32 protein-coding genes and 2 tRNA genes are annotated in these 25,041 nt (G+C 63.3%); 18 read left to right on the forward strand and 16 right to left on the reverse strand.

Annotated features, from left to right (window positions below):
• Positions 1-287 precede the first annotated feature (287 nt).
• Together J1C56_RS18145 and J1C56_RS18150 are read left to right on the forward strand one after the other, a co-directional pair.
• On the forward strand, positions 288-515 hold the full coding sequence (locus tag J1C56_RS18145) for a hypothetical protein (RefSeq protein ID WP_184772479.1): 228 nt from the start codon (positions 288-290) through the stop codon (positions 513-515).
• Between the two features lie 356 nt (positions 516-871).
• Positions 872-1,366: a hypothetical protein gene (locus tag J1C56_RS18150; RefSeq protein WP_214391471.1), complete on the forward strand. Its 495-nt coding sequence runs from the start codon at positions 872-874 to the stop codon at positions 1,364-1,366.
• Between the two features lie 67 nt (positions 1,367-1,433).
• On the opposite strand, the gene J1C56_RS18155 is transcribed toward J1C56_RS18150, so the two are convergent.
• Complete coding sequence (locus J1C56_RS18155; protein ID WP_214391472.1) at positions 1,434-2,108, reverse strand: outer membrane protein; 675 nt, start codon at positions 2,106-2,108, stop codon at positions 1,434-1,436.
• Positions 2,109-2,233: 125 nt separating this feature from the next.
• Positions 2,234-3,313, reverse strand: a complete 1,080-nt coding sequence (locus J1C56_RS18160) for a hypothetical protein (protein ID WP_214391473.1) — start codon at positions 3,311-3,313, stop codon at positions 2,234-2,236.
• Positions 3,314-3,521: 208 nt separating this feature from the next.
• Here J1C56_RS18160 and J1C56_RS18165 point away from each other — a divergent pair, with 208 nt between their 5' ends.
• The 6 genes from J1C56_RS18165 (at position 3,522) to J1C56_RS18190 (ending at position 6,883) form a co-directional block, all read left to right on the forward strand.
• Positions 3,522-4,334 (forward strand): hypothetical protein, encoded by an 813-nt coding sequence (locus J1C56_RS18165; protein ID WP_214391474.1) that lies wholly within the window; start codon positions 3,522-3,524, stop codon positions 4,332-4,334.
• A gap of 18 nt (positions 4,335-4,352) precedes the next feature.
• Complete coding sequence (locus J1C56_RS18170; RefSeq protein ID WP_214391475.1) at positions 4,353-4,637, forward strand: hypothetical protein; 285 nt, start codon at positions 4,353-4,355, stop codon at positions 4,635-4,637.
• 5 nt (positions 4,638-4,642) lie between these two features.
• Entirely contained in the window at positions 4,643-5,572 is a 930-nt protein-coding gene (locus tag J1C56_RS18175) for a trypsin-like serine protease (RefSeq protein ID WP_214391476.1), read from the forward strand.
• A gap of 109 nt (positions 5,573-5,681) precedes the next feature.
• Positions 5,682-5,930 carry a DUF982 domain-containing protein gene (locus J1C56_RS18180; protein WP_214391477.1) on the forward strand — a complete coding sequence of 83 codons (249 nt, stop codon included), beginning with the start codon at positions 5,682-5,684 and terminating at the stop codon, positions 5,928-5,930.
• A gap of 109 nt (positions 5,931-6,039) precedes the next feature.
• Entirely contained in the window at positions 6,040-6,339 is a 300-nt protein-coding gene (locus J1C56_RS18185; RefSeq protein ID WP_214391478.1) for a DUF982 domain-containing protein, read from the forward strand.
• Positions 6,340-6,391: 52 nt separating this feature from the next.
• Positions 6,392-6,883, forward strand: coding sequence for a GFA family protein (locus J1C56_RS18190; RefSeq protein ID WP_214391479.1), 492 nt, complete (start codon positions 6,392-6,394; stop codon positions 6,881-6,883).
• A 17-nt stretch (positions 6,884-6,900) separates the two neighbouring features.
• Here the strand turns inward: J1C56_RS18190 and J1C56_RS18195 are convergent, their stop codons facing one another.
• A complete protein-coding gene (locus tag J1C56_RS18195) occupies positions 6,901-7,083 on the reverse strand; it encodes a hypothetical protein (RefSeq protein WP_214391480.1) in 183 nt (60 codons plus the stop codon).
• Between the two features lie 246 nt (positions 7,084-7,329).
• Here J1C56_RS18195 and J1C56_RS18200 point away from each other — a divergent pair, with 246 nt between their 5' ends.
• Positions 7,330-7,665, forward strand: coding sequence for a tudor domain-containing protein (locus J1C56_RS18200; RefSeq protein WP_246591562.1), 336 nt, complete (start codon positions 7,330-7,332; stop codon positions 7,663-7,665).
• 171 nt (positions 7,666-7,836) lie between these two features.
• Here J1C56_RS18200 and J1C56_RS18205 read toward each other — a convergent pair whose 3' ends face one another.
• The gene (locus tag J1C56_RS18205; protein ID WP_214391482.1) at positions 7,837-8,295 is read right to left on the reverse strand and encodes a MarR family winged helix-turn-helix transcriptional regulator; all 459 of its coding nucleotides are present in this window, start codon (positions 8,293-8,295) and stop codon (positions 7,837-7,839) included.
• 147 nt (positions 8,296-8,442) lie between these two features.
• Between J1C56_RS18205 and J1C56_RS18210 the strand changes: the two genes are divergently transcribed.
• A complete protein-coding gene (locus tag J1C56_RS18210; RefSeq protein ID WP_214391483.1) occupies positions 8,443-9,207 on the forward strand; it encodes an alpha/beta hydrolase in 765 nt (254 codons plus the stop codon).
• A 200-nt stretch (positions 9,208-9,407) separates the two neighbouring features.
• Here J1C56_RS18210 and J1C56_RS18215 read toward each other — a convergent pair.
• From J1C56_RS18215 to J1C56_RS18225, 3 genes are all read right to left on the reverse strand, one after another.
• Positions 9,408-9,482: transfer RNA gene (locus J1C56_RS18215), tRNA-Glu, on the reverse strand.
• Between the two features lie 89 nt (positions 9,483-9,571).
• Positions 9,572-9,982 (reverse strand): VOC family protein, encoded by a 411-nt coding sequence (locus J1C56_RS18220; protein ID WP_214391484.1) that lies wholly within the window; start codon positions 9,980-9,982, stop codon positions 9,572-9,574.
• Complete coding sequence (locus J1C56_RS18225) at positions 9,979-10,359, reverse strand: fimbrial protein (RefSeq protein WP_214391485.1); 381 nt, start codon at positions 10,357-10,359, stop codon at positions 9,979-9,981. The genes J1C56_RS18220 and J1C56_RS18225 overlap by 4 nt, the downstream gene beginning before the upstream one ends.
• 23 nt (positions 10,360-10,382) lie before the next feature.
• On the opposite strand from J1C56_RS18225, the gene J1C56_RS18230 reads away from it, so the two are divergent.
• Both J1C56_RS18230 and rpoH read left to right on the forward strand, forming a co-directional pair.
• Positions 10,383-11,411 carry an RluA family pseudouridine synthase gene (locus J1C56_RS18230; RefSeq protein WP_214391486.1) on the forward strand — a complete coding sequence of 343 codons (1,029 nt, stop codon included), beginning with the start codon at positions 10,383-10,385 and terminating at the stop codon, positions 11,409-11,411.
• Positions 11,412-11,597: 186 nt separating this feature from the next.
• Positions 11,598-12,497, forward strand: a complete 900-nt coding sequence (gene rpoH / locus J1C56_RS18235; RefSeq protein WP_115730533.1) for an RNA polymerase sigma factor RpoH — start codon at positions 11,598-11,600, stop codon at positions 12,495-12,497.
• Positions 12,498-12,689: 192 nt separating this feature from the next.
• Here the strand turns inward: rpoH and J1C56_RS18240 are convergent, their stop codons facing one another.
• A complete protein-coding gene (locus J1C56_RS18240) occupies positions 12,690-13,052 on the reverse strand; it encodes a cell division protein ZapA (RefSeq protein ID WP_214391487.1) in 363 nt (120 codons plus the stop codon).
• A gap of 7 nt (positions 13,053-13,059) precedes the next feature.
• Entirely contained in the window at positions 13,060-13,332 is a 273-nt protein-coding gene (locus J1C56_RS18245; RefSeq protein WP_115730532.1) for a DUF4164 domain-containing protein, read from the reverse strand.
• 283 nt (positions 13,333-13,615) lie between these two features.
• Here J1C56_RS18245 and tkt point away from each other — a divergent pair, with 283 nt between their 5' ends.
• The 4 genes from tkt (at position 13,616) to J1C56_RS18265 (ending at position 20,146) form a co-directional block, all read left to right on the forward strand.
• Entirely contained in the window at positions 13,616-15,604 is a 1,989-nt protein-coding gene (gene tkt, locus J1C56_RS18250) for a transketolase (protein WP_214391488.1), read from the forward strand.
• A 24-nt stretch (positions 15,605-15,628) separates the two neighbouring features.
• On the forward strand, positions 15,629-16,639 hold the full coding sequence (gap, locus tag J1C56_RS18255) for a type I glyceraldehyde-3-phosphate dehydrogenase (protein ID WP_214391489.1): 1,011 nt from the start codon (positions 15,629-15,631) through the stop codon (positions 16,637-16,639).
• Between the two features lie 181 nt (positions 16,640-16,820).
• Positions 16,821-18,680, forward strand: coding sequence for a potassium/proton antiporter (locus J1C56_RS18260; RefSeq protein ID WP_214391490.1), 1,860 nt, complete (start codon positions 16,821-16,823; stop codon positions 18,678-18,680).
• Between the two features lie 269 nt (positions 18,681-18,949).
• A complete protein-coding gene (locus J1C56_RS18265; protein WP_214391491.1) occupies positions 18,950-20,146 on the forward strand; it encodes a phosphoglycerate kinase in 1,197 nt (398 codons plus the stop codon).
• Positions 20,147-20,391: 245 nt separating this feature from the next.
• On the opposite strand, the gene J1C56_RS18270 is transcribed toward J1C56_RS18265, so the two are convergent.
• Complete coding sequence (locus J1C56_RS18270; RefSeq protein ID WP_214391492.1) at positions 20,392-20,772, reverse strand: cupin domain-containing protein; 381 nt, start codon at positions 20,770-20,772, stop codon at positions 20,392-20,394.
• Positions 20,773-21,115: 343 nt separating this feature from the next.
• Between J1C56_RS18270 and J1C56_RS18275 the strand changes: the two genes are divergently transcribed.
• Entirely contained in the window at positions 21,116-22,141 is a 1,026-nt protein-coding gene (locus J1C56_RS18275) for a class I fructose-bisphosphate aldolase (RefSeq protein ID WP_214391493.1), read from the forward strand.
• A 79-nt stretch (positions 22,142-22,220) separates the two neighbouring features.
• On the opposite strand, the gene J1C56_RS18280 is transcribed toward J1C56_RS18275, so the two are convergent.
• A tRNA-Gln gene (locus tag J1C56_RS18280) sits at positions 22,221-22,294 on the reverse strand.
• A gap of 82 nt (positions 22,295-22,376) precedes the next feature.
• Complete coding sequence (locus J1C56_RS18285) at positions 22,377-22,796, reverse strand: hypothetical protein (protein ID WP_246591564.1); 420 nt, start codon at positions 22,794-22,796, stop codon at positions 22,377-22,379.
• Positions 22,797-22,980: 184 nt separating this feature from the next.
• On the opposite strand from J1C56_RS18285, the gene J1C56_RS18290 reads away from it, so the two are divergent.
• On the forward strand, positions 22,981-23,235 hold the full coding sequence (locus J1C56_RS18290; RefSeq protein ID WP_214391494.1) for a DUF982 domain-containing protein: 255 nt from the start codon (positions 22,981-22,983) through the stop codon (positions 23,233-23,235).
• Positions 23,236-23,335: 100 nt separating this feature from the next.
• Here J1C56_RS18290 and J1C56_RS18295 read toward each other — a convergent pair whose 3' ends face one another.
• The 4 genes from J1C56_RS18295 to J1C56_RS18310 form a co-directional block, all read right to left on the reverse strand.
• Positions 23,336-23,494: a hypothetical protein gene (locus J1C56_RS18295; RefSeq protein WP_214391495.1), complete on the reverse strand. Its 159-nt coding sequence runs from the start codon at positions 23,492-23,494 to the stop codon at positions 23,336-23,338.
• A gap of 202 nt (positions 23,495-23,696) precedes the next feature.
• Complete coding sequence (locus tag J1C56_RS18300) at positions 23,697-24,413, reverse strand: type 1 glutamine amidotransferase (RefSeq protein ID WP_214391496.1); 717 nt, start codon at positions 24,411-24,413, stop codon at positions 23,697-23,699.
• A gap of 91 nt (positions 24,414-24,504) precedes the next feature.
• A complete protein-coding gene (locus J1C56_RS18305) occupies positions 24,505-24,810 on the reverse strand; it encodes a hypothetical protein (protein ID WP_214391497.1) in 306 nt (101 codons plus the stop codon).
• Positions 24,807-25,040 carry a hypothetical protein gene (locus J1C56_RS18310; protein ID WP_214391498.1) on the reverse strand — a complete coding sequence of 78 codons (234 nt, stop codon included), beginning with the start codon at positions 25,038-25,040 and terminating at the stop codon, positions 24,807-24,809. Before J1C56_RS18310 ends, J1C56_RS18305 begins: the two co-directional genes overlap by 4 nt.
• Between the last annotated feature and the right edge of the window lies 1 nt (position 25,041).

Below are 25,041 nucleotides of genomic sequence, written 5' to 3' on the forward strand. Positions count from 1 at the left end.
CCCAGAGTGACTCGACATCACACAGGTTGTAGAGCAGAATTTCCGCCCTGAAATGACCCACGCCAGCATGCAACCTTTGCCTCAAGGAGGCATATCGATGCTATCGCCTGCGGCAGATGCTTCCACATACGTGACGATGCTGAACTCTATCCTCGTTCTATACCCACGGGCATAGGCGGGGATTTAGTTGTCGATCGCGATCAGCTTTGCTGACCGTGACAGCAAGCAGGCAAAAACTCAGCAGCAAAGCATAAGACAAAAGAACAAGCACCATATGGGAGAAGACTATGGAGCACGTACTTTTCACCCAGCCTAACTCCCCGATTTATCCCAGGGATCTCGCGCTTCTTCAGCATGTGTTCGACCAGATTTGCCACGAACGCGGCGAAGATCCGAGCTCGGTATGGGCAAGCGAAATAGCGAGGACGCTCCTCAAGCTTTATCGTAGCGGCGTGCGTGACAAGGACCTGCTGCTGGCAAGCATACCCCGTTTCAGGACGAGAACCGCCGCCTGACGAAAAGGCGGACTGCAACCCCGAATTGATAGCCCGAAAGCACTCGGCTTTCGGGCGGTGGTGATGTTGATGCCAGGCTGCTGGCACGCTTCACCGAGCGCTTTGGGCGGCCCTGATGTCCGAGCGCACTGGGCGCTCGGGTTTTTTGTGTCGATTCATTTTCCCGAATTTTCTCTGACCCCTGGCAATCAATCTGCGGATTTGATCCCGCCATTGATCCCGCTACGGCAAGCGGCGACAATGACGTCGACTGATTCTTTCCCGAAAACTGGGAAACGGGTTCTCGGGCAAGGTCACGCTCCAACGAGAAAATTGGCGCTCGTTCCGGTCAGGGACGGGCTCCAAGGCCCGGGCACATGTCGCGACGCATCGCCACGCTGCTTGCCGCCATCGCGGCCATTGCCATGGCCACAGCGGTTCATGCTGCCGAAAGCCGTGCCCGGCAGTTGCTGGTCGATCCGCATCAGCATGGCGTTGGCTTTCTTTACGCGCGCTGGCCGTCCATCGCCGCCGACTACACCACCGCGATGATGCGCTATCGCATGGCGGCCGAATACGAAGACCTGCCACTCAGGACCTATCCGTTTGTCATGTTCTCCCGACCGCCACTCGGCGGGCCGTGGACGTGGACCGCAACCAACGGCTCACATGCGCGGCGCCTCAAGGACGGCGCCTTGCGCATCAGTCTGACCGACCAACTCGGCAACTGGTTCGTCGAGATCCTGTGCGCCGACAGCGGCTGGCCGGTATTTTCCTGCAGCGATGGCGTCCAGCGCATCGCCGCCGCCCCCGAGCCCCGCCTGCTCGTCATCGACGGCGTCGAGTTCGTGCGGGCACTGCCAAACGAGTGAAAGCCGACGGCCTTGTCGATGCGGGCGCCCGGCGCGAGGCCGGGCTTTGTTTTGCAAGCAGTGCCGGTCAGAACTTGTAGCTGATGCCGGCGCGCACTGTGTGCTCCTTGAGATCGATCTTGACGTCTCCAGGAAACGTCTCGGACCCGAAGTCGGCATAGCGGTATTCGAAGCGGCCGATCCAGTTGTCGGTGAACGCATGCTCGATGCCGGCGCCCACGGTCCAGCCGAGGAACGTCTTGCTTTCGTCGTATGCCTGCATCTTCACGTAGGTGTTGGCGAAGCCCACGCCGCCGGTTGCGAAAAGCAGCGTGCGGTCCATCGCGTAGCCGGCACGCAGGCGCGCGCTGCCCTGCCAATCGGTCCCGGCTTCGACGGGCACGTTCATCGGCGGGAAATCGGGAAGGCTGACGCGGACGACCAGGTCACGCTTGGTCCAGCTGTGCGAGATGTCGGCCTCGACGCCAGCGATGAAGTTGCCATTGAGCTGCCAATTGTAGCCTGCGTGGACACCCAGCAGCCCGTTGTCGAAGCCATCGATATCGAAGGGCCGTTCGGCCGTAGCGACATCGACCGTGCCATTGAGCCAGGCGTAGCCGCCATGCAGGCCGACATAGCCGCCGGTCCAGACAAAACCTGCGGGCGCTGCCGCGGGCGCCGGCTCGCGGGCAACCACATCGGCAGCAAGGGCGCTGCCTGCAACGGCAAACAGGAAGGTCGAAGCAAGAAGAACTGTTTTCATGAAAAACCCCTGGAATGAAGGGGCACAACACGGCAACTATTCGTTGCCCTGAAAACTGACTGCTGCACGCCCTGCGGTGCGTGATAGAGGCTAGCTCCGCGCCCGGTAAACGACCAAATCTGGTGCTATTCTGCCGCTCCAGCATGTTGTGACAGTTCTGCCGCATCAGGCGGTGACGCAGTGGTGTCTCCGGCGACGTTCTGAACCGCCCAGCAATAGGCCTCGTCCAGGGCTGCGAATTTCTGCGCCTGCCACAGGAAATAGTCGTCCAGGAACGCGGCCGACAGCCACAGTACCCGCTGTTCCGATGTCACCGGCCAGCCAATCAGGCCGCTTGTCTCCGCCTTCCTGAACATCCTGCGCAGGTTCGTGACGGAGATAAAGTATTGCGCGGCGAGTTCCGCGAGGCTGGAGGGGCCGACGACCACCTTGCCGTCCCGCGGCGTGAAGTCGTCGATGCGCGAGATGATCTCGTGCAGGATCATCCCGCCCAGTTCCGACTGCAGGAACGAATTGATGCTTTCGGCCGGATAGCGCCACAACGGGTTTTCGATGAGCCGGCGCGCGGCGCGCGGCTGGGCCGCCCGGAAGATCCTGCCGTCGGCCGCACAGCGGGCATGGCGGCCGCCATTGTCCAGTTCATCGAGGCAGCTCATATGCCCCATGAACCAGCCCGTCATCGCCTTCCGGCTCGCCTCGGTCGTATCGAGCAGGCGCAGCCGCTTGTCGTGAGGGGTGGGTATCTCAGCCAGAAACTTGTAGGTCAGCAACTCCTGCAGAAAGGCCCTTGCCGTGTTGTGGCTCACAGCGCCGATGCTGGTGGCGATTTCGACCAGGCGCGACTGGGAAAGACCGGAATCGGGGTCGTCCTCGGTGCGTTCGAGCGTCAGCGCATAGAGCGACTGGGTCATCAGCCATTTGCGATGCGAAGCCTTGAGCCGTGCCAGCCTTGGCGTCTGCTCGTGGATGGCGATCAGGTGGAGAGCCAGGCGGCGGTCAATGCGTGGAAAGAGCGGATGCGCCGTCAACTCCTCTGCACTCATTGGGTCTGTCGGGCGGCGGGGCGAACTCTGGACGGGCGTGTGCATTTCAACGTCGCGATGCAATTGCATTTTGTGGCAATGGGCCGCCTGTCGGGCAGCTCCGGTTCCGGGCAGCAACCCAGCCAGCTGATATCGAGCAATACTGGATTGAGCACTGCTCATGCCCAAGGAGAACCGACAGCACAAGATGATTTCGTGTCGGCAAGGCAAGTCCAGCGCTGTCGGCCGATGCTTTCTCCTGACTGCGAAATGCCACTGATCGACCGCCGTCGATCGTCAAACCAACAACCACGGGACAAGGCTTCGGCTTTCTGCTAAATTTAAAGTTGTATAAATTCTACAAAGCAACTTTTGATAGCAGGGGGACTGCATGGGTTGCGATACCAGGGACTATTTGCGGTACGCCATCGCCGCCGCCACGCTTGCGCTCACAGCCTGCTCGGCAGTCAACAGCCAGCCAGTGACGCAAGCCTACACCTCGGGCGACGGCCAGAAGGCCGGCGTCTATTACCTGCCCAAGCATTTGCTCAATGTGAAGCTCTACGGCGACAAGACCAGCCAGCGGATCGTCGTTGCCAGCACGCCGGTGCAGGACCGCCGGCTGGCACTCGAAACCGGCCTGGCGCTTTCGCCGCTTTCCGATGACGACATCACCGTCGATTACGAGAACGGCCTGCTCAAATCGGTGAGCGCAACGCTTACGGACAGGACCGCCGATATCCTGGTCGAGGTCGCCAAGCTTGTCGTGCGACTGCGCGACACTCCCATAAGCCAGCCATTGCTCAAGGACATTTCCTTCGACCCGTTCAGCTATCGCGATGCGATGGCCGTCAACGCCAGCCTCAGCCAGCACAACTCCTGCGTCGAGGTCGAGGTAGCACCCGGGCTATGGAGCCCGGGCTGCGGCAAGCACTCGCTCGGCACCACCTACGTGCAGGGCGCAATGGTCGACACCACATTGCCGCCTCGCGCGGCACCCGGCATCTACTATCGCCGTCCGGCCTCGCTGATGGTCCATGTCGTCGAAAAGGGCGTCACCACCCAGCTCGTGCCGCACGCTTTCGCCAATGGCTCGCCGATGTTCCGGATTGACATCAGGCGCACCCTGTTCGTCGCGCGCGCGACGACGATCACCTTCGTCGACGGCGCCTTGACCCAGGTAAAGGTCAACAAACCCTCCTAAGGCCTCGCCGTCGCCCAATTGCCGCTCAAGATCATCGAGGCGACAGTCAATTCAGCCACCGGCGGCGTGGCGGGGGCCCGTTCGACCCGACTACAATCACAGGCATCCCTGAACGACAGCGAAGCCGCGCTCAACAAGGTCGTGGCGGCGCGCCTCTCTGCCGGAGACAATGTCGACGCTCTCGCTCCTCGCAGCACCGTTCTGCCTTCGCCACGGTCGGCCGCGCTGACCGCGGACGAAATGGCGCGGTGCGAACGCATCAAATTCGCCTCTGAAGACTGCCTCAGATATTACGCCGAGTGACGGTCATGCGCCTGGCGTTCGTGCGCGCTGCGATTGCCTTGCTGGTCATTCTGTCGAGTTGGTTGCCAGCGGCCGCAGACCCGACGCAGACGGGCCGCCTGCCGGCTGGCGTGACCGTGCCCGCGCCGCTGCCACTCGGCATTTCGGTGATCGGCGGCACGCCGAGCGACGATCGCAAGATCGTCGGCATCGCCTTTGCCCAGGATAACGAAACAAGGGTGTGCAGCGGGCTCTACGTCTCGGCCCGTCGCATTCTCACCGCCGCCCACTGCACCTGCGGCGCCACCAACTACCGGGTCACCAACGAGGACTTCGACAAGGGCAAGTTTCGTTCGGGCACGTTTGTTTCGCGCTTCGGCAACTACAACTGTGACAAGCACTACATTCCGCGCGGCGACGACCTGGCGCTGCTGGAGATCACGCAACCGCTGTGGTCGACCGACATCGCCACGACCTGCCCGCAATACAGCCTGTTGCCGGCAATCGAGTTCGCCGCCCACTGGTTTCCGACACCGCCCGAAAACATCAGCGTCGCCGGCTACGGCTTCAGCGGCTCGGCGGCCCAGGATCTCGGCAGTCGCCAGGAAGCCGTCGTCAGCCTCGACTCGGTCCTGTGCGCCACAAGGCAGGCGCGCGGCCTGAGCTGCCTGCCATTCGCCGAATTCATCGCCGGCGCCACGCCCATTCGCGGCACAGCGCGCGACACCTGCGGCGGCGACAGCGGCGGGCCGGCCTTCTTTCGCGCCCGTGGCAACTTCATCCCGTTTGGCGTCATTTCGCGCGCCCTCCCCGTCAACCACCGCTTTCCCGACAAGGCCTGCGGTTCGGGCGGCGTCTACACCCATCTCGGCCGCAGCGACGTGATTGCCTGGCTCAAGGACAGGGGCGTGCCGGACGGCGAGCCGAATTGCGGAGCCGCGGCCGTTACCGAATGAGTTCCGGTTAGCAGCGCCGAGAGATGCCGGGCATGCGGCGTGCGACAACAGCGCCGCGGCCAGCAAAGACGGCCGATGCAACTCTCCGTCCTCAGCCGCGTTTTGGTGGATGGATTTTACACCGAACGTCTGGATCAGGGATGGAGAGTTTTCGTTGCGCGAGGTCGTCTCGGTGCCTGACGCCGTCGAGTTTCTTGGCGGTTGGCCTCAGGACAAGCGTAATCCGTTCTTCTACCTGGCTGAAAACGCCATGCAGGCCGCGATCAACGGTTCGATCCCTGTCGACGAGGCCCGGGAAGCTTTCGAAAGCTTCTGCAACGAGGCCGGAATACTGGCCATGCCACCAGGCACGGCTTGAACTGCATTCTTGACTGGGAAGGCAGCCGTCGCCATTTTCCTGGTCAGCTTGTCGCGCCATTGCCGGCAGGTCGCTTGCTCGAAAGACGGTCCATGACCAGGAGGAAGTGATGACAGCAACAAACTTTTCCAGCCCGATTTTCGTCAAGGACGCGGATCAGGCAATCCTGCAGATCGCAAGCGTCGCCGACGCGCTCGGCTTTTTGGCAAGGTGGCCCGAACAGCGGCGTGGTCCGATCTACAACACGGCGATGCGGGCATGTCATGCGGCGCGCGAGGACCGCCTGTCGGTCGACGGAGCCCGCAACGCCTTCGCCGGATTCGCCCGTTCCGTCGGAATCCGCGAAGCCGATCCGGTGTCGATCGATCCGTGGATAGTCACGCCGAAACGTGGCCGCATGCCGCTTTAGCGTCGGGAACGTTTGGCCATAGCTTTCCGTTGAAGCGGAAAGGAGCCCTGCCATGGAAAATCGTAGCGGCGAAACCATTCGATTTGGCAGCTGCTATTGCCGTGCCGTTGCCTTCCGGGTCACCGGTCAACCTCTCAGGGTGGGAATTTGCCACTGCGCCGATTGCCGCAAGACCAGCGGTTCGGCGTTTTCCGCCTATGCGGTCTGGCCGATCTCGGCCCTCGAACAGAGCGGCCAGGTCAGCACATATGGCAACAGGAGCTTCTGCGTCACCTGCGGCAGCCGCGTGACCTTTGTCCGCGGCGACGAGGCCGAAGTCATGCTTGGCAGCCTCGACGTCGTGCCGTCAGATCTCACGCCTGAATATGAATTGTGGACCGGCCGTCGCGAAAACTGGCTGCACCCGTTGCCGGAGGCACAGCAGTTCGAGCACGATCGCGACACAGCGGCCGAGCCTGAACCGCCCGAAACCGAGCAGCCGGAGCGGATCCGAACCCTCGAGACGGAGGTCCCGCGTCCCACCGAACTCGTTCGGCCGGCTTAAGGCTAATCCAAGCAACCTCAGTGCGTGGTCGCCGCGGCCCCAGCCTTGGCACTCGGCTTCGCGGCCGGCTTGCGGTGGCGCTTGGGCGTAGCCGAGGGCGCAGGCACCGGATCGAAATCCGACGGCACGCTGGCGATGAACTCCCGGCCCATCCTGTAGGCGGCATAACCGACGACAAGCAGTGCTAGCGCTCGAAACATGGCAATGGTTCTCCTTTGCCAACGCAACGCCCGTCGGCACGCAAGGTTCCGCCGGTCGTCCGGCGGTTCAAGGACGTCCAGCACAGCACCGTCGCCGGCCGAATTATGTGGGTCCGGCGAGACAATTTTCACCGTGCATTCACATCGGCTCACATATGGATGCTTACGCAGCTCAATGGGGGCTGGGGTAATCCCAAGGGTGAAATTTTGACGCGACATCTTTCAGTTCTACTGGCTGCAGGCGCCATGCTCGCCACCGCAGGCATGGCGAGCGCCCAGACGACGGGCGACTGGGTACTGGGCAACTACAAGGGCTCCGGCTACTGGTTCGCGGGCGTCATCGAAAAGGTGCAGGGCGACACGATCACCGTCCGCTACGACGACAACGAGCGCGAAACGACAAACCTCAGCAAGGTCCGTCCCTACGACTGGATGATCGGCACCAAGGTCGAGTGCAACTTCAAGGGCGCCGGCGAGTGGTACAAGGGCACCATCACCTCGCTGGCCGGCGAAAAAGTCACCATCGCCTATGACGATGGTGACAAGGAAACCACCAAGACCGGCCGCTGCCGCACAAAATGAGTGTTTCGGGCAGGCTAAGCGCCTGCCCGTTCACCTGCGCCGATCGATGAATGAGTCTGGAGAAGCTGTCGGCTCCAGATCGATCCGTACCCGGTCAAGAACGTCTGTCCGCCTTACCGCTTGTCTTGTTCGGCTCGATGCTACCAGGAGAGGCGTTTCAGGGGCGAAGGGTCACGCCGCTGAAACTGGCGCGACAGCGTTTCGCATGCCGTCACGCAGCAACTGCACCTTGCGGTTCAGTTCGATCATGTCGGGCACCGTGAAGCCCGAATTGAGCAGCAGCGCTGATGTCAGGCAGCCCGTCTCGGCGTGAAGGTCCGCGCCCTTCTTGCTCAGTTGGACCTGCACCTGTCTTTCATCTGTCGTGCTGCGTTGACGGGCCACAAAGCCTGCGGCCTCCAGCCGTTTGACCGCCGGCGTGATCGTGCTTGGCTCCAGCGCCAGCCTGTCGGCGATGGCGCCGATCGTCAGCCCGTCGCGCTCCCAAAGGGTGCTCAGAACCAGATACTGCGTGTAGGTGACGCCAAGCTCGTCCAGCATCGGCTTATATACCCGCTGGATGGCGAGTGAGGCGGAATAGATCGAAAAGCAAAGCTGGCCATCAAGCGGCAGCACTGGGTCGTTGGCCATTGTGGTCTCCATCTGGTGGCTCGGACACCCCTTACCACACAAAATGATATCGCGATAAAGAAATCGCTTTACAAGGGAAGCGTGCTGCCATACACAGTGATTATCGCGATAATGATTGTCGCGGCAAACACAAAAGGAGATACCGAAATGACCAACACGCTCATCACCGCCGCAGCCGCAACGCTCGCCCTGGCTGCAACCGCTCTCACCCCCGCCGCAGCCCAGCCGACAGGCGCAAAGAACGTCGTCCTCGTCCATGGCGGTTTCGTCGACGGTTCGGGCTGGCAGGGCGTCTACAACATCCTCAAGAAGGACGGCTACAACGTCACCATCGTTCAGAACTCGACGACCTCGCTGGCTGACGACGTGGCTGTCACCAAGCGCGCGATTGCCGAGCAGGACGGTCCGGTTGTTCTCGTGGGCCATTCTTATGGCGGCGTGGTCGTCAGTGAAGCCGGCACGGACGAGAAGGTGAAGGCTGTCGTCTACATCGCCGCTTTCGCACCCGACAAGGGCGAGTCCGTGTCCTCGCTGATCGCCAATCCGCCTGCCGGCGCTCCCGTGCCGCCGATCCTGCCGCCCGTCGATGGTTTCCTGTTCCTCGACAAGGGCAAGTTCGCCGCCTCCTTCGCCGCTGACGTTGACGCCGATGTCGCGTCCTTCATGGCCGACTCGCAGGTTCCGTGGGGTGTCGAAGCCCTGGCTGGCGCCGTCACCGATCCGGCCTGGAAGGCCAAGCCGAGCTACTACCTGGTCGCCTCCGACGACCGCATGATCCCGCCGGCAGCGCAGCGCATGATGGCCGAGCGCGCCGGGTCGACCGTAATCGAAACGGCAGGCAGCCATGCCGTCTATGTCTCGAAGCCCGAAGCCGTTGCCGCCATCGTCGAGCAGGCGGCGACAAGCAAGTGACTACAGGCAAGTGACTACAGGCAAGTGAATGACGTCGACAATATGCCCCGAAGTGTCGTCCGGCGCTTCGGGGATTGTTGCATGAAGCGCTCGGACCCCCGGCGACGATCGCCGATGCGAGCTTCACGATCACGACCGCCGTCTTGCTTGACCGTCATTTGACGGTTTCAGCCCGAAGTAAAACAAGTGCTTGGAAAACTTGGTACGCCCAAGGGGAATCGAACCCCTGTTCCCGCCGTGAGAGGGCGGTGTCCTGACCGCTAGACGATGGGCGCAGCCGAGATCGGCGATATAGGCTGGCGGTTTCGAAAAAGCAACAGCCCCAAAGCCGTTATTTGCGCCCGGCCTTGCTGCCGCAGGGGTATCAGCGCTTCGGCTCGAGCAGATCCCAGAGATTGCCGTGGATATCGGCGAACACAGCAACGGTGCCGTAGGCCTCGTGGCGCGGCTCCTCGCGAAATTCGACGCCCTTGGCCAGCATCAGCGCATGGTCGCGGGCAAAATCGTCGGTTTCGAGAAACAGGAAGACGCGGCCGCCGGTCTGGTTGCCTATCGCGGCCACTTGGCTCTCGCTATCCGCCTTGGCGAGCAGCAGTCTGGCGCCTTGGCCGCCGCCCGGCGCGACCGTCACCCAGCGCTTGCCGCCGCCGAGGTCGACATCCTCGGCAAGCATGAAGCCGAGCTTGTCGACATACCAGGCGATCGCCTGGTCGTAGTCGGCGACGACGACCGAGACAGTAGCGACACGGCGCCCCGAAGCGGCAAAGCCGCTCACTTGTTGCGCACCTGGAACTGGCCGATCAGGCGACGCGCGGCGATGTCGTAGAGGAAGATGGTCCGGCTGCCGTCGACGAGTTCGGCGTCGATCGAGATGCGGTTGCCCGACAGCGCCTGCGACATGATCTTGGCGCCCACCGGCAACACGATCTCGCCGCTGATCTGGCCGCCCGCCGGCACCTGGATGTCGCCGCTGGCCACCGGGGCCGTTGCCTCGAGCGTCTGTGATTTGTAGACAACGCCGCCGAGGACGGCCATAAGGGCGATGAACAACAGCCCTATATTGATGATGAAGAAGCGGACGAGTTTCCTGCGGACGCGCTCAACCGATGGGTCGAGCGGCTTGTCTTCTTCTTCGATGGCGGGCCGAGACATGTCAAACTTCCGGAACAATTGTTATGAGCGCATCAGATAGCGAAGCGACAGGCACTTTGATAGTGCTCGAGGCCGACGCCGATGCCGCAGGCCTGCGGCTCGACCAGTGGCTGGCCGGCCGCCTCGCGCCCGACCTGTCGCGCAGCCGCGTCCAGGCGCTGATCAAGCAAGGTGCCGTGCGCATTGCCGGCAATGTCGTCGGCGAAGCCAAGCGCAAGCTCGCCGCGGGCGACCAGATTGCCATCGACATGCCCGAACCCGAACCGGCCGATCCCGAGGGCGAAGCGATCCCGCTCGACATCCTCTATGAAGACGACGAGCTGATCGTCATCAACAAGCCGGCCGGCCTCGTCGTCCATCCCGGCGCCGGCAACTGGACCGGCACGCTGGTCAATGCGCTGATCCATCACTGCGGCGACAGCTTGTCGGGCATCGGCGGCGTCAAGCGGCCGGGCATCGTCCATCGCCTCGACAAGGAAACCTCGGGCGTCATGGTCGTCGCCAAGACCGACCGCGCCCACAAGTCGCTGTCGGAGGCCTTCGCCGACCACGGCCGCACCGGCGATCTCGAACGCGCTTATGACGCGCTCGTCTGGGGCTTCCCGCAGCGCATGACCGGCACCATCGATGCCCCGCTCGGCCGCCACGCCGACCGCGTTCGCCGCGCGGTCGTGCCGGAGCACCGCGACGACGCCCGCCACGCCATCACCCATTTCACCGTGCTGGAGCGTTTCGGTTCCGAACAAGGGGAGTTTGCCGCCGCCAGCCTGGTCGAGTGCCGGCTCGAAACCGGCCGCACCCACCAGATCCGCGTCCACATGGCCCATATCGGCCACCCCGTCCTCGGCGACCCCGATTACGGCCAGGCTTTCCGCACCAAGTCGAACCGCCTGCCCGAGCCACTGAAGTCGAACGTCAAGGCGTTTCCGCGCCAGGCTTTGCACGCCCGCCTCCTTGCATTTCGCCATCCGGCTACCCACTTGATCATGCGGTTCGAGGCACCCTTGCCTCGCGACATGGGGGAATTGGTCGAAGGCTTTCGCAATCTCTGAACCTTCGATCAGAAAACCTGACTCGTATTGTTCACTTAGGCGTGACAGTCTGTTTCGCGTTGAACAAATCGTGTCTTTTCTGGTTTTGTTCCTGTATTATACCCCATGGCGCGACAGGCATCCGGCAGCCGCGCCACATGCTCGCCTGGATCAGGGAGCATTTCTCGCAAAGAGGGAGGGCGCTTTATGGCCCAGTCACTACCCAGTATCGTCTCCGGCGAAGGCGGCCTCAGCCGCTACCTGGAAGAAATCCGCCGCTTTCCGATGCTCCAGCCGCAGGAAGAGTACATGCTCGCCAAGCGGTATAACGAGCATGAGGACACCTCAGCCGCCCACAAGCTGGTCACCAGCCACCTGCGTCTCGTGGCCAAGATCGCCATGGGCTATCGCGGCTACGGCCTGCCCATCGGCGAGGTCATCTCGGAAGGCAATGTCGGCCTGATGCAGGCCGTCAAGAAATTCGAGCCGGAGCGTGGCTTCCGTCTCGCCACCTATGCCATGTGGTGGATCAAGGCCTCGATCCAGGAGTACATCCTGCGCTCGTGGTCCTTGGTCAAGATGGGCACCACCGCCAACCAGAAGCGCCTGTTCTTCAACCTGCGCAAGGTCAAGGGCAAGATCCAGGCACTCGACGATGGCGACCTGAAGCCCGAGCACATCACCGAGATCGCCACCCGCCTCAACGTATCCGAGGCCGAGGTCGTGTCGATGAACCGCCGCCTGTCTGGCGACGCCTCGCTCAACGCGCCGATCCGCGCCAGCGAAGGCGAGTCGGGCGAGTGGCAGGACTGGCTTGTCGACGACCATGACAGCCAGGAAACCATGCTCATCGAGCAGGACGAGCTCGACAACCGCCGCGGCATGCTGGCGAGCGCCATGTCGGTGCTCAACGACCGCGAAAAGCGCATCTTCGAGGCGCGCCGTCTGTCCGACGAGCCGCTGACGCTGGAAGAGCTTTCGGCCGAGTTCGACATCTCCCGCGAGCGTGTCCGCCAGATCGAGGTCCGCGCTTTCGAAAAGGTGCAGGACGCGGTCAAGGCCGCCGCCAAGAAGCAGGCCCAGGCGCTCCGCACCATCGACGCCTGAGCCTTACAGCTTCGACAAACAAAAAAACGCGCCGGCAAAACCGGCGCGTTTTTCGTTTTGGTCTCCATCTTCCCCTACATCGCCGCGCGTCCACTTGGACGCGCAAAGGACGCACTTTGAACCGGTGCATGGCCTTTTCCGAAAATCGTTTCCGATTTTCGGGGTCATGCACGGGAAGCTGGAAGCCCGTCCCTAAACTTTCTTCACCAGGCTCAGCGCCAGCTGCTCCATGCGCTCGGCCAGCGAGCCCAGCGCGCCGGTCAGCGCGGCGTCGTTCTTGTCGGCTTTGGTCAGTGCGTCGTCACGCGTCTTGCGCAGCGTCAGGACCTCGGTTTCCATGCCCTTGACGCGTTTCTGCAGTTCCGACAGCTCGTCCATCACCATGATGCCGGCCATCACGGTCAGGCGTTGGTCGCCGATTTCGCCGAACGAGTCCTTGAGGTGCAGCACGTAGCGGTCGAAGCGGCTGGCGAGATCGATGAGGTGCTCTTCCTGCCCCTCGTCACAGGCCATGCGGTATTGCTTGCCGTCGATGGTAACCGTGACTTGCGCCATCTCCATCCTACCTGTCCAGCACGGCGCGGATCGTCTCCATGGCGGTCACGAGCCGCCGGGAAACTTCCTTGTTGGCTTCTTCCAGACGTTCGGCGCGGGCTTCGGAATTGTCGAGCTCCTGCGCCAGGCGCGCCCGGTCGGCATTCATGCGCTGGACCTCCGCTTCGGCTTCGCCGTAGTCCTGCTCATGTTCCAGCCGTGCGGCGACCGCGCCCTCAAGCGTATCGATCGCCTTGCCTAGCCGGCCAATGACTTCCCTGAGTGTCGTATCCCCGGTCATGGCTCCCGTAGACCCTCGCCCATCACCGAATCGCGCACGTTTCAGAACGCGTTATCACCGAAACATTAGGCACCGGTTGAAGGAGGCGTCAACAAAGCTGTTTTGTCTTTCCCCCACTAAGCGTGTCCAGCCCGACACAGGAAAGTGGCCGGGGCGTGACTTGGCGCCGCAATGCGGCTGTGAAAACGCACCGATTTATTGACTCAAGCCCTGTGCCTGCTATGTGTCGCGCACTTTTCCGGGGCTCCCATCGCCCCAGTTTCCACGGCTTATGGGAGGGACGATGTCCTCGCGCGAAAAACACGACCGGATGGCCAATGCGATCCGCTTTCTGTCCATGGATGCGGTCGAGAAGGCCAATTCCGGCCATCCCGGCCTGCCGATGGGCGCCGCCGACATCGCCACCGTGCTCTACACCCGCTTCCTCAAGCATGATCCGGCCAACCCGCATTGGCACGACCGCGACCGCTTCGTGCTGTCGGCCGGCCATGGCTCGATGCTGCTCTACTCGCTGCTCTATCTCTCGGGCTACGAGGACATGACCATCGAGCAGATCAAGAATTTCCGCCAGCTCGGCTCCAAGACCGCCGGCCACCCCGAATACGGCCACGCCGCCGGCATCGAGACGACCACCGGTCCGCTCGGCCAGGGCCTCGCCAACGCGGTCGGCATGGCGCTCGCCGAACGCATCATGAATGCCCAGTTCGGCGACAAGCTCGTCGACCACTACACCTACGTGCTCGCCGGCGACGGCTGCCTCATGGAAGGCATCTCGCAGGAAGCGCTGTCTTTTGCCGGTCACCTCAAGCTCAACAAGCTGGTCGTCTTCTGGGACCACAACAACATTTCCATCGACGGCCCGATCTCGCTTGCCGACTCGACCGACCAGCTCGCCCGTTTCGCCGCATCCGGCTGGAACACGCTGGCCATCGACGGCCATGATCCCGAAGCGATCGCCGGCGCCATCGAGGCCGCCAAGCGTTCCGACCGCCCGACCCTGATCGCCGCCAAGACCACCATCGGCTTCGGCTCGCCGGCCAAGGCCGGCACCAACAAGGTCCATGGTTCGCCGCTCGGTGCCGCCGAAATCGAAGCCACCCGCAAGGCGCTCGGCTGGGAATACCCGGCCTTCGAGATTCCTTCCGACATCCTCGACGCATGGCGCCTCGCCGGCCTCAACTCGGCCAAGAAGCGCAATGACTGGGAAAAGCGCCTCGCCGAGACCGAGACCGAAATCCGCGCCGAGTTCGAGCGCCGCATGCGGGGCGACCTGCCGGCCGGCTTCGACGCCGCGATTGCCGACTACAAGAAGAAGCTCGCCGCCGACAAGCCGAAGGTCGCCACCCGCAAGTCTTCGGAAATGGCGCTCGAGGTCATCAACGGCGTCGTGCCCGAGACCATCGGCGGCTCCGCCGACCTGACCGGCTCCAACAACACCAAGACCAGCCAGACCAAGCCGATCTCGGCCGAAGACTACGGCCAGCGCTTCGTCCACTACGGCATCCGCGAACTCGGCATGTGCGCTGCCATGAACGGCATGTCGCTGCATGGCGGCGTCATCCCCTACTCCGGCACCTTCCTGTGCTTCTCCGACTATGCCCGCCCGGCCATGCGCCTGGCCTCGCTGATGGGCATCCGCGTCGGCTTCGTCATGACCCACGATTCGATCGGTCTCGGCGAAGACGGCCCGACCCACCAGCCGGTCGAGCACCTGGCGGCACTGCGCGCCATCCCCAACCACATCGTCTTCCGCCCGGCTGATGCGACCGAGGCGGCCGAATGCTGGCAGCTGACGCTCGAAAACCGCACCACACCGTCGACGCTGGCCCTCACCCGCCAGAACCTGCCGGCGGTACGCACCGAATATGTCGAGGAAAACCTCTGCGGCTACGGCGCCTATGAACTCGCCACCGCCGACGGCGATGCCGAAGTCACCATCTTCGCCACCGGCTCCGAGGTCGAGATCGCGCTCGACGCCCGCAAGCTTTTGCAGGCCGCCGGCCACCCGACCCGCGTCGTGTCGGTTCCTGCTTTCGAGCTGTTCGAACAGCAGAGCCCCGAATACCGCAAGGCGATGATCGGCAACGCCAAGGTCAAGGTCGCCATCGAGGCCGGCATCCGCATGGGCTGGGACAGCTTCATCGGCACCGACGGCATCTTCATCGGCATGCACGGCTTCGGCGCCAGCGCCCCGATCGAAGAGCTCTACAAGCATTTCGGCATCACCGCCGAGGCCGCCGCCCAGGCTGCCACGGCTCGGCTTCAGGCTTAAGACGTTCCCCCAGGAGGATCAGACATGACCGTTAGAGTTGCCATCAATGGTTTCGGCCGCATCGGCCGCAACATCGTGCGTGCGATCTATGAATCGGGCCGCAAGGACATTGACGTCGTTGCCGTCAACGATCTCGGCCCGGTCGAGACCAATGCCCACCTGCTGCGCTACGACAGCGTGCATGGCCGCTTCCCGCACGAAGTGAAGGTCGAAGGCGATTCCATCAACATCGGCACCGACAGCTTTAAGGTCACCGCGATCAAGGATCCGTCGCAGCTGCCGTGGAAGGAACTCGGCGTCGACATCGCGCTCGAATGCACCGGCATCTTCACCTCGAAGGACAAGGCTTCGGCGCACCTGACCGCCGGCGCCAAGCGCGTCATCGTTTCGGCGCCTGCCGACGGTGCCGACCTGACCGTGGTCTACGGCGTCAACCACGACAAGATCACCAAGGACCACATCGTCATTTCGAACGCGTCCTGCACCACCAACTGCCTGGCTCCCGTCGCCATGGTCCTCAACAATGCCTTCGGCATCGAAAAGGGCTTCATGACCACGATCCACGCCTACACCGGCGACCAGCCGACGCTCGACACCATGCACAAGGACCTCTACCGCGCCCGTGCAGCGGCGATGTCGATGATCCCGACCTCGACCGGTGCTGCCAAGGCCGTCGGCCTGGTGCTGCCGGAACTCAAGGGCAAGCTCGACGGCGTCTCGATCCGCGTGCCGACCCCCAACGTCTCGTGCATCGACTTCAAGTTTGTGGCCAAGAGGAACGTCACGGTCGAAGAGGTCAACGCGGTGCTGATCGCCGCCGCCAACGGCCCGCTCAAGGGCGTGCTTGCCTTCACCGACGAGCCGCTGGTTTCCATCGACATGAACCACAACCCGGCCTCGTCGACCTTCGCGCTCGACCAGACCAAGGTCATCGAAGGCAACCTCGTCCGGGTCATGTCCTGGTACGACAACGAGTGGGGCTTCTCCAACCGCATGGCCGACACGGCCGTCGTGATGGGCCGCACCATCGGCTGATTTGCCGGTACCCAGCTAACCCATTGGCAACGCCCGGCTTCGGCCGGGCGTTTTCATTTTTGCCGCAATGCAAAAAACTTTGGTCCAAGCCGGCAAAAATCCATTCTTGCTTGCACACGGCCTTTTCTTCGCCGCACTCTCAACCGACGCAACTAACAGGTGCTTCGCAGACGGGTCGGGGATGGAACAGGCGGTATATCTAATCACGCTGGTAGGCACCGCGCTGGTCGTGGCGGCGGCGTTTTCGAGCCTGATCGCCTTCCGCTTCGGTGCACCGCTGCTGCTGCTGTTCCTTGGCATCGGCCTTGCCAGCGGCGTCGACGGCCTCGGCATCGTCTTCGACAATGCCCACATCGCCTATTTCGTCGGCGCCATAGCGCTTGCCGTCATCCTGTTCGATTCCGGCTTCGGCACGCCTGTTGGCGTACTTCGTCAGGCAGGCCTGCCTGCGCTCACGCTTGCAACCGTCGGCGTCGGCATCACCACCGTCATCTTCGGCATTGCCGCCTATTATCTCACCGGCTTCACCTGGCTCGAATCCTTCCTGCTCGGTGCCGCCGTGGCCTCGACCGACGCGGCGGCGGTGTTCTTCCTGCTGCGCGCCGGCAACATCAACCTGCGCGAGCGTGTCCGCTCGACGCTCGAAATCGAGTCCGGCACCAACGACCCGATCGCCATCTTCCTGACCATCACGCTTGTCGAGATCATCGCGCTCGGCGCCAAGCCCGACGCCGACCTCCTGTTCATCGACCTCGTCGTCGGCTTCTTCGTCCAGATGATCCTCGGTGCCGCCATCGGCCTGCTCGGCGGCTTCCTTATCGTCAAGCTTGTCGAGCGCCTCAACCTCGACCGTGGCCTGTTGCCGATCTTCGTGCTGACGCTGTCGCTGCTGGTCTTCGCCGCGGCCGGCGCCGTCGGCGGCTCGGGCTTCCTCGCCGTCTATCTCGCCGGTCTGGTCGCCGGCAATTCCGACATCCGCGCCGTCTCGACGCTCAAGCGTTTCCAGGACGGCATGTCCTGGCTCGCCCAGATCATCATGTTTCTGGTGCTCGGGCTGTTTGCCACGCCGTCGCAGTTTCCCGAGATCGTCCTGTCAGCGCTGCTGCTCGGCTTCTTCCTGATGTTCGTCGCCAGGCCCATCGCGGTGTGGCTGTGCCTGATCCCGTTCAAGTTCCCGCGCCAGGAAACCGCCTTCATCTCCTGGGTCGGCCTGCGCGGTGCCGTCTCGATCCTGCTCGCCATCACGCCGCTGCTCGGCGGCCTCGAAAATGGCCGCGCCATCTTCAACATCGCCTTCATCATCGTGCTGTCGTCGCTGGTGGTCCAGGGCTGGACCGTCGGCCCGCTCGCCCGCCGCCTCGGCCTGATCGTGCCGCAGCGCTTCGGCCCGCTCGACAAGGTCGAGCTCGAACTGCCCGGCTCGGCCCATCACGAACTGCTCGCCTATCGCGTCGTGCCGGGCTCGCCCGTCGCCAAGGGCCAGCGCATCCCGCGCTGGGCCCGGCCTTCGCTGGTCGTGCGCGACGGCCGCTCGATGCGTTTCCAGGACATGGGCCGCCTGCAGGCGGGCGACAACGTCTACATCTTCGTGCCCGACCGCTATCCGCGCCTGCTCGACAGGCTGTTCGCCTCCCGCGCCGAGGTCCATGCCGAGGACGAGGATTTCTTCGGCGCCTTCACCGTCGACCAGACCCACCTCGCCGGCGAGCTCGTCGCCATCTACGGCGCGTCGGTGAAGGACGAGGAGCTCAAGCTCACCATCGCCGACCTGATCAAGCAGCGGCTGCGCGGCCACGTCGAATATGCCGACCGCGTCTCGCTCGGCCTGATCGACCTGATCGTCCGCGACGTCGACGAAAAGGGCCGCATCATGTCGGTCGGCCTGTCGATCGAACCGGCCCCGCCACCACCGCCAGTGCCAGTGTTCCTGAGCGGCGGCGAAATCAGCGACCGCATCAAGCGCTTCCTTGCCGGGCGGTCAGGCAAGGCCAAGCCCGAAGCGCCAGCGACCACCTCCGAGGGCCTGCCCGAGGACGCGTAGGCTCATCGAGTTTCGTGCCGGCACCGTGGGCTCGATACCTGCTGCCTTTGCAGTTTGGGACCGTAATAGCGGTGGCCATGCCTCTGCGGCAGTGAAGTCTGTGACGGTCCAGAAAGCCGCGATCAACACCAAGCCGGTCCAGAAGACCCCACTATTTTCCACCCGCTACCCCCTCGAACCTTGCATCCGCGTCGGCGCTGGCTATGGTCCGCGCGATCTCGCGGCGTATCGGCAGCCCGATGCGCGCCCCAATGAGGAAAGGGAAACCCATGGCCGGCTTCAGGACTCTCGACACCATCGGCAACGTCAGCGGCAAGCGGGTTCTGGTCCGCGTCGACCTCAACGTTCCCATGGCCGACGGCCAGGTTTCCGACGCCACCCGCATCGAGCGCGTAGCACCCACCATCACCGAGCTTGCCGACAAGGGCGCCAAGGTCATCCTGCTCGCCCATTTCGGCCGCCCCAAGGATGGGCCCGATCCGGCCCTGTCGCTGGCCCCCATCGCCGCAGCAACATCAGAGGTTATCGGCCGCCCGGTCGGCTTTGCCGCCGACTGCATCGGCGACAAGGCGGCAAGCGCCGTCGCCGCGATGAAGGACGGCGACATCCTGCTTTTGGAAAACACCCGCTTCTACAAAGCCGAGGAGAAGAACGATCCGGCCTTTGTCGAGCAGCTTGCCGCCAATGGCGACATCTTCGTCAATGACGCCTTCTCCGCCGCCCACCGCGCGCACGCCTCGACCGAGGGCCTCGCCCACAAGCTGCCGGCTTTTGCCGGGCGAACCATGCAGGCCGAGCTCGAGGCGCTGGAAAAGGGCCTCGGTAACCCGGTCAAGCCGGTCGTCGCCATCGTCGGCGGCGCCAAGGTCTCGTCCAAGATCGACCTGCTGATGAACCTGGTGAAGAAGGTCGACGCGCTGGTCATCGGCGGCGGCATGGCCAACACCTTCCTGGCCGCGCGCGGCACCGACGTCGGCAAGTCACTGTGCGAGCACGACCTCGCCCCGACCGCCAAGCAGATCATGATCGAGGCGGCACAGTCTGGCTGCGCCATCATCCTGCCGTCGGACGGCGTCATCGCCCGCGAGTTCAAGGCCGGTGCTGCCAACGAGGTCGTCGCCGTCGACGCCGTTCCCGCCGATGCCATGATCCTCGACGTCGGCCCGAAGACCGTCGCCACCATCAACGAGTGGATCGACCGTGCGGCAACGCTGGTCTGGAACGGCCCGCTCGGCGCCTTCGAGATCGAGCCCTTCGACAAGGCGACCGTCTCGGCCGCCCAGCACGCCGCCGCCCGCACCAAGGCCGGCAAGCTCGTCTCGGTGGCTGGTGGCGGCGATACGGTCGCAGCGCTCAACCACGCCGGCGTCGCCGACGACTTCTCTTACGTCTCCACCGCCGGCGGCGCCTTCCTTGAATGGATGGAAGGCAAGGAACTGCCCGGCGTCGAAGTGCTCAAGGCCTGAACGGCGGCTTCCTCCCTCGCGGAAGCGAGGGAGGAATTTCTCCACGGCAATCGGCTTGGCTTGCGCCAGGCACCCCTCTCCGCCTCGCTGCGCTCGGCACCTCTCCCCAAAGGGGCGAGGAAGCAAGCCGGAGAGGCACAGTCGCTGCAACAGATTTCCTCGCCCCTCTGGGGAGAGGTGGCTCGCCCGCAGGGCGAGACGGAGAGGGGTCCACGCCGCCCGTCCCGCCTCCGCGCCAGCTCCACCTAAGCCGGCTTGGCGTACTGCTCGGCGCTCATCACCTCGATGCAGACGAAGCGTTCGTTGCCTTCGACCCAGGCGTCGTGGCCGGGCGGGATGGTGTAGGACGCGCCCTGCTTCAACGTCTTCTGCGTGCCGTCGTTCAGCCTGACGGTCAGGGTCCCCGAGACGACGTAGCCGACATGCGAAACCTGGCAGCTGTCGGTCTTGACCACCGGCTTGACGCACTCCGACCACCTCCATCCCGGCTCCATGTTGAGCCGGCCAAGCGTGAAACCGGTTAGCCTGACTACCTCGACCCGCGTCTTGTCGGGCGCACGGACTTCGTCCGGTTCGTTGTGGGACTTGAACTCGAATTTCGTGACGTTCATTCCGCCATCGGCCATGGCTTCCTCCCATCATCGTCATACGCATGGGCGCATGGCGAGGGTCATTATTTTAGCATTCGCTGATATAATAGATAGGCAAGCACCGGGACCATCCGGGCGGTCCACATCACCCGGTCGCTTCAAGTCAGGCCGAGTCGAATTGACGAGGTGAGAAGTCGTGCAGATGCGTACTTTTATCTACGCAGCAATCTATAAGTTCAGACGCTGGCCAAATACCCCCTGATCTTACCCGCAAGCTAAAACGATTGAAATAATTTCAATCGGTTATAGGCTTGTTGCCGGCATTCCGTTCAGGAAAACCATCTGCTATGCGCCCGGCATCTGATCAGGAGAAACTTGTATGAGCGAACGTCTCGAAGACATCGCCGTCGCCATGGTTGCGAACGGCAAGGGCATTCTGGCTGCGGACGAAAGCTCCGGCACCATCAAGAAGCGTTTCGACGTCATCGGCGTCGAGTCCACGGCCGACTCCCGCCGCGACTATCGCGAGATGATGTTCCGCACCAAGGAGGCGATGACCAAGTACATCTCCGGCGTCATCCTCTACGACGAGACCATTCGCCAGAACGCCGCCGACGGCACCCCGCTGGTCGAGCTCATCAAGGCATCGGGCGCCATTCCCGGCATCAAGGTCGACGCCGGCGCCAAGGGCATCGTCAACTTCCCCGGCGACACCATCACCGAAGGCCTCGACGGCCTGCGCGAGCGCCTGGCCGAGTACTACAAGCTCGGCGCGCGTTTCGCCAAATGGCGCGCCGTCATCGACATCTACACCGCCAACAACGTGCCGTCGGCCTATTCGCTGTCGGCCAACACCCAGGCGCTCGCCCGCTACGCGGCGCTGTGCCAGGAAGCCGGCATCGTGCCGATCGTCGAACCAGAAGTGCTGATGGACGGCGCCCACGACATCGACACCTGCTACGACGTCACCAAGGCGACGCTGGTCAAGCTCTATGACGAGCTCTACGCCGCCCGCGTCGTGCTCGAAGGCACCATCCTGAAGCCAAACATGGTCATCTCGGGCAAGAAGGCCGCCAGGAAGGCCAGCGCCGAGGAAATCGCCGAAAAGACCATCAAGCTGTTCCGCGAGACGGTTCCGGCCGCGGTCCCGGGCATCGCCTTCCTGTCGGGCGGCCAGTCCGACGAGGAGGCAACCGCCAACCTCAACGCCATCAACGCCATCGGTCCGCATCCGTGGAAGCTGACCTTCTCCTACGGCCGCGCGCTGCAGGCAGCCCCGCAGAAGGCATGGTCGGGCAAGGTCGAGAACCTCGCCGCCGGCCAGGCCGCCTTCACCCACCGCGCCCACATGAACCACCTCGCCGCCCTCGGCCAGTGGAAGTCCGGGCTCGAAAAGGCTGCCTAAGCCAAACCGTCAAGCATGAATAAGAAAAAGCCCCGGAGCGATCCGGGGCTTTTTTGCTTATCGACGGACGATAGCCGTTTGGTTCCCGCTCATGGGCTCGAACCACGATTCACGCCTTCAAAGGGCGGTGTCCTACCATTAGACGAAGCGGGAATATGTTCTGGGTGCTCAACAGATCATCGCAGGCAGCGCTTGTCGAGCACCAGCCAACGGCGCGAGTCTTTGGCGCCGCCCCTCAATCCTGATACGTATATGACGCGCACATGTCGGCGCTGCTTTCGGGCGGTTCGTCGCCGGTGAACACCGCAACGATCGTCAGGCCCTCGCCGCCGCTCCAGCTTGCAAGGTAGGTCACGTCGCCCGCGCCGCACAGCCTGTTGCCGTTCTCCAACTCGGGGTCGGCCGGATCCTCGACGCTGTAGAGCGAGGCATTGACCCGTTCTCCGTCGACGACGAAATGGTCGCCCAGCAAGGCTGCGAACTTCAGGGATTCGCCATTGGCGAAGGTGATCGAGAAATCGTCCATCGAAATGTCGCCGGTGATGCTCTCGGCGGTGGTGCTGAAAGCCCGGTAGCGGTCGCCCTCGGCGAATGCCGGCGCGGTCGCAGCGACCAGCAGGCCAACAATGGCAGGCAGTATCCGTTTGATGTTCATTCTTCCCCACCATGGTTCTTGAAGCGTGTCGCCTCATCTGTCACGGTAGGCACAGCCCCACAAGAGGGCCAAACTGGGAGCATCGCCACCGGCTGTCGAGCCGACGCAGCACAAGCTTGCCCGCTCTTCAACCGTGAGACGTTATGCGGCTCGCTTCCCTGGCCGGTTTGGCGTATGAGCGGCGATGGAAAACGTCAGGTTTGAAACTCCCGTCACCGTGAAGGCCGATCCGGCCGGCACTCCGCTACTCCTGCGCACCGCCAAGGAGGCGTCCGCCTTCCTGCTCAACAGCTGGCCCGGCAAGCGCAGCCCCAAGCATCGCGCAGCGCTTCAGGCATGCTCGGATGCGATGTCGGGCGAAAAGCCGGTCATGGCCGCGCGGCGTGCCTTCATCGCCGCGGCACGCGAAGTCAACGTCTTCGTCAACGACAAGGACTGACCCCGGCGCATCGGCCCGAAGATCGAAAACGATCTTCGGCACGGCACGATGCCACCGGGGGTCACGGCGTCTTTGTCCGCCCCATCGGGCGCAACTCGCCTTAAAGCTCGGTTTCCGCCTCAGGGGTCGCTTCGACCTCGCCTTCGGACTTGCCGCGTTCCTTGGCTTCGGCCTTGGCCGCGAGCTTGTCGGCCTTCTTCATCGCCTTGGCGCGATCGCGGTCTCGACGTTCCTGATTATAATTTGTCGGTCTGGGCATGCAGTGTCCTTTTCTGGTTCATGCCTGCGTAGAGCATGATCCCAAACCCAAGGTCCGTCTAGCGAACGGTGGAAACCGGTTTTCGGAAAAGATCACGCTCATAGTGTGGAACAGGCTCTAGGGCGATATGCCCCCGAACACAACAAGACATGTCGGCGCACGATGTTGCCGTGCCAACATCAGGGACAAAGGCAGGCGCGTCTCAGCGGCCTATGGCAGCGAAGAAATTGTCGTTGATGCGTTGCGCAGTCGCACGGAAAGCCGGCAGATGCGGCGCCACGGTCTGCGCCAGCCGCCCGGCCTCGTCAGCCCCCAGCGCCTGCTTCAGGCTCGCGGCATATTCTGGAATCTTCGACCAGTCGCCAACGGTGCGTTCGGTGATCTCCATGTGATACTGGAAGCCGTAGGCGTTTTGTCCGACGCGCATCGCCTGGACCGGGCAAGCGGCGTTGGCGGCCAGGATTTCGCCGTCCTCGGGCAGCACTGACACCTCCGCGCCATGCCATTGCAGCGTTTCGATCGCTGGATCGACACCGTCAAACAACCGGTCCGCACGGCCGGCTTGCGTCAGCTCGACGGTGGCAAGCCCGACCTCGGGCGCCTTCATCAGCCCGACCTTGCCGCCCAGCGCATCGGCCAGCAACTGGTGGCCGAGACAGATGCCGAGATAGGGCCGCTCGAGTTCGCGCGCCCAGTGCCGGATCGCCGCCTTCTCTGGCTTCAGCCAGGGATGGGCATCTTCCTGCCAGACATCCATCGGCCCGCCCATGACAGCCAGCATGTCGAAGCCGTCGAGATCGGGGATCGCCTCGCCTTCGTCCAGCTCGACGATATGCTCGCTGTGCCCGGCCTCACGCCAGAATTCGGCGAAGATGCCGCTGTGCTCGACCCGCAGATGCTGGAAAACAAGGATTTTCATTCTGCCCTCGCGGCCGCGTCAATCTCAACGCATCTGAAAACAATCGCGGCCGTGGGGCATGGGGCACGGCGGCAAAAGGGTTGAGACAGGCTCACATCTGGTCGTTATACGGCTCCTTCATCTGGCCCACCATCCGGGCCAGTGCCGAAAACGACGGTATGTCGGCTTCCGGCTGGCACTGGTTGGCCAGCTGCAGCAGTCGGATCGGGAAATTGACGGCATCGCGATGGGACGACGACAGCTCTTGGGAACGCTCCTCCGCCGTCTCGCTCGCCTCGGCCTTGCGCAGGGCGATGTCGATCTCCTCGGCGGACAGCACGCCCTTGCGGACCAGGATGTGATTGATGGTTGCGATGGCCATCAGCAGGCCTTCGAGCTGCAGGTTGGCAACGTTCACGGTGTTTTCTCCTTTCGGGAGACGCTGGTCTGCTTCGACTTCGGCGGGTTCTGGCCGTCCGCGTGCCTGACCTTTTCGGGAGCCTCGTCGACAGGCTCGGTGTTGCCGTATCTGTCTGCGGGTTTCCTGTTTTTGGCAGCGTCCTGGGAAAAGGCGTCGCTGGGGTCGGGTCCGCGGCGAACTTGCGGCGCGCGTGCGCCAGTTTCGTGGTTGTTCTGGTTTCCAGACATG

It is taken from the genome of Aminobacter anthyllidis, assembly GCF_018555685.1.
Taxonomy (GTDB): Bacteria; Pseudomonadota; Alphaproteobacteria; order Rhizobiales; family Rhizobiaceae; genus Aminobacter; species Aminobacter anthyllidis.

Bases quoted from the DNA above. Each gene is read 5' to 3' on its own strand.
- J1C56_RS18145 (WP_184772479.1), top strand. From the start codon at position 288: ATGGAGCACGTACTTTTCACCCAGCCTAACTCCCCGATTTATCCCAGG.
- J1C56_RS18150 (WP_214391471.1), top strand. From the start codon at position 872: ATGTCGCGACGCATCGCCACGCTGCTTGCCGCCATCGCGGCCATTGCC.
- J1C56_RS18155 (WP_214391472.1), bottom strand. From the start codon at position 2,108: ATGAAAACAGTTCTTCTTGCTTCGACCTTCCTGTTTGCCGTTGCAGGC.
- J1C56_RS18160 (WP_214391473.1), bottom strand. From the start codon at position 3,313: ATGAGCAGTGCTCAATCCAGTATTGCTCGATATCAGCTGGCTGGGTTG.
- J1C56_RS18165 (WP_214391474.1), top strand. From the start codon at position 3,522: ATGGGTTGCGATACCAGGGACTATTTGCGGTACGCCATCGCCGCCGCC.
- J1C56_RS18175 (WP_214391476.1), top strand. From the start codon at position 4,643: ATGCGCCTGGCGTTCGTGCGCGCTGCGATTGCCTTGCTGGTCATTCTG.
- J1C56_RS18180 (WP_214391477.1), top strand. From the start codon at position 5,682: ATGGATTTTACACCGAACGTCTGGATCAGGGATGGAGAGTTTTCGTTG.
- J1C56_RS18185 (WP_214391478.1), top strand. From the start codon at position 6,040: ATGACAGCAACAAACTTTTCCAGCCCGATTTTCGTCAAGGACGCGGAT.
- J1C56_RS18190 (WP_214391479.1), top strand. From the start codon at position 6,392: ATGGAAAATCGTAGCGGCGAAACCATTCGATTTGGCAGCTGCTATTGC.
- J1C56_RS18195 (WP_214391480.1), bottom strand. From the start codon at position 7,083: ATGTTTCGAGCGCTAGCACTGCTTGTCGTCGGTTATGCCGCCTACAGG.
- J1C56_RS18200 (WP_246591562.1), top strand. From the start codon at position 7,330: ATGCTCGCCACCGCAGGCATGGCGAGCGCCCAGACGACGGGCGACTGG.
- J1C56_RS18205 (WP_214391482.1), bottom strand. From the start codon at position 8,295: ATGGCCAACGACCCAGTGCTGCCGCTTGATGGCCAGCTTTGCTTTTCG.
- J1C56_RS18210 (WP_214391483.1), top strand. From the start codon at position 8,443: ATGACCAACACGCTCATCACCGCCGCAGCCGCAACGCTCGCCCTGGCT.
- J1C56_RS18225 (WP_214391485.1), bottom strand. From the start codon at position 10,359: ATGTCTCGGCCCGCCATCGAAGAAGAAGACAAGCCGCTCGACCCATCG.
- J1C56_RS18230 (WP_214391486.1), top strand. From the start codon at position 10,383: ATGAGCGCATCAGATAGCGAAGCGACAGGCACTTTGATAGTGCTCGAG.
- rpoH (WP_115730533.1), top strand. From the start codon at position 11,598: ATGGCCCAGTCACTACCCAGTATCGTCTCCGGCGAAGGCGGCCTCAGC.
- J1C56_RS18240 (WP_214391487.1), bottom strand. From the start codon at position 13,052: ATGGCGCAAGTCACGGTTACCATCGACGGCAAGCAATACCGCATGGCC.
- J1C56_RS18245 (WP_115730532.1), bottom strand. From the start codon at position 13,332: ATGACCGGGGATACGACACTCAGGGAAGTCATTGGCCGGCTAGGCAAG.
- tkt (WP_214391488.1), top strand. From the start codon at position 13,616: ATGTCCTCGCGCGAAAAACACGACCGGATGGCCAATGCGATCCGCTTT.
- gap (WP_214391489.1), top strand. From the start codon at position 15,629: ATGACCGTTAGAGTTGCCATCAATGGTTTCGGCCGCATCGGCCGCAAC.
- J1C56_RS18260 (WP_214391490.1), top strand. From the start codon at position 16,821: ATGGAACAGGCGGTATATCTAATCACGCTGGTAGGCACCGCGCTGGTC.
- J1C56_RS18265 (WP_214391491.1), top strand. From the start codon at position 18,950: ATGGCCGGCTTCAGGACTCTCGACACCATCGGCAACGTCAGCGGCAAG.
- J1C56_RS18270 (WP_214391492.1), bottom strand. From the start codon at position 20,772: ATGGCCGATGGCGGAATGAACGTCACGAAATTCGAGTTCAAGTCCCAC.
- J1C56_RS18275 (WP_214391493.1), top strand. From the start codon at position 21,116: ATGAGCGAACGTCTCGAAGACATCGCCGTCGCCATGGTTGCGAACGGC.
- J1C56_RS18285 (WP_246591564.1), bottom strand. From the start codon at position 22,796: ATGAACATCAAACGGATACTGCCTGCCATTGTTGGCCTGCTGGTCGCT.
- J1C56_RS18290 (WP_214391494.1), top strand. From the start codon at position 22,981: ATGGAAAACGTCAGGTTTGAAACTCCCGTCACCGTGAAGGCCGATCCG.
- J1C56_RS18295 (WP_214391495.1), bottom strand. From the start codon at position 23,494: ATGCCCAGACCGACAAATTATAATCAGGAACGTCGAGACCGCGATCGC.
- J1C56_RS18300 (WP_214391496.1), bottom strand. From the start codon at position 24,413: ATGAAAATCCTTGTTTTCCAGCATCTGCGGGTCGAGCACAGCGGCATC.
- J1C56_RS18310 (WP_214391498.1), bottom strand. From the start codon at position 25,040: ATGTCTGGAAACCAGAACAACCACGAAACTGGCGCACGCGCGCCGCAA.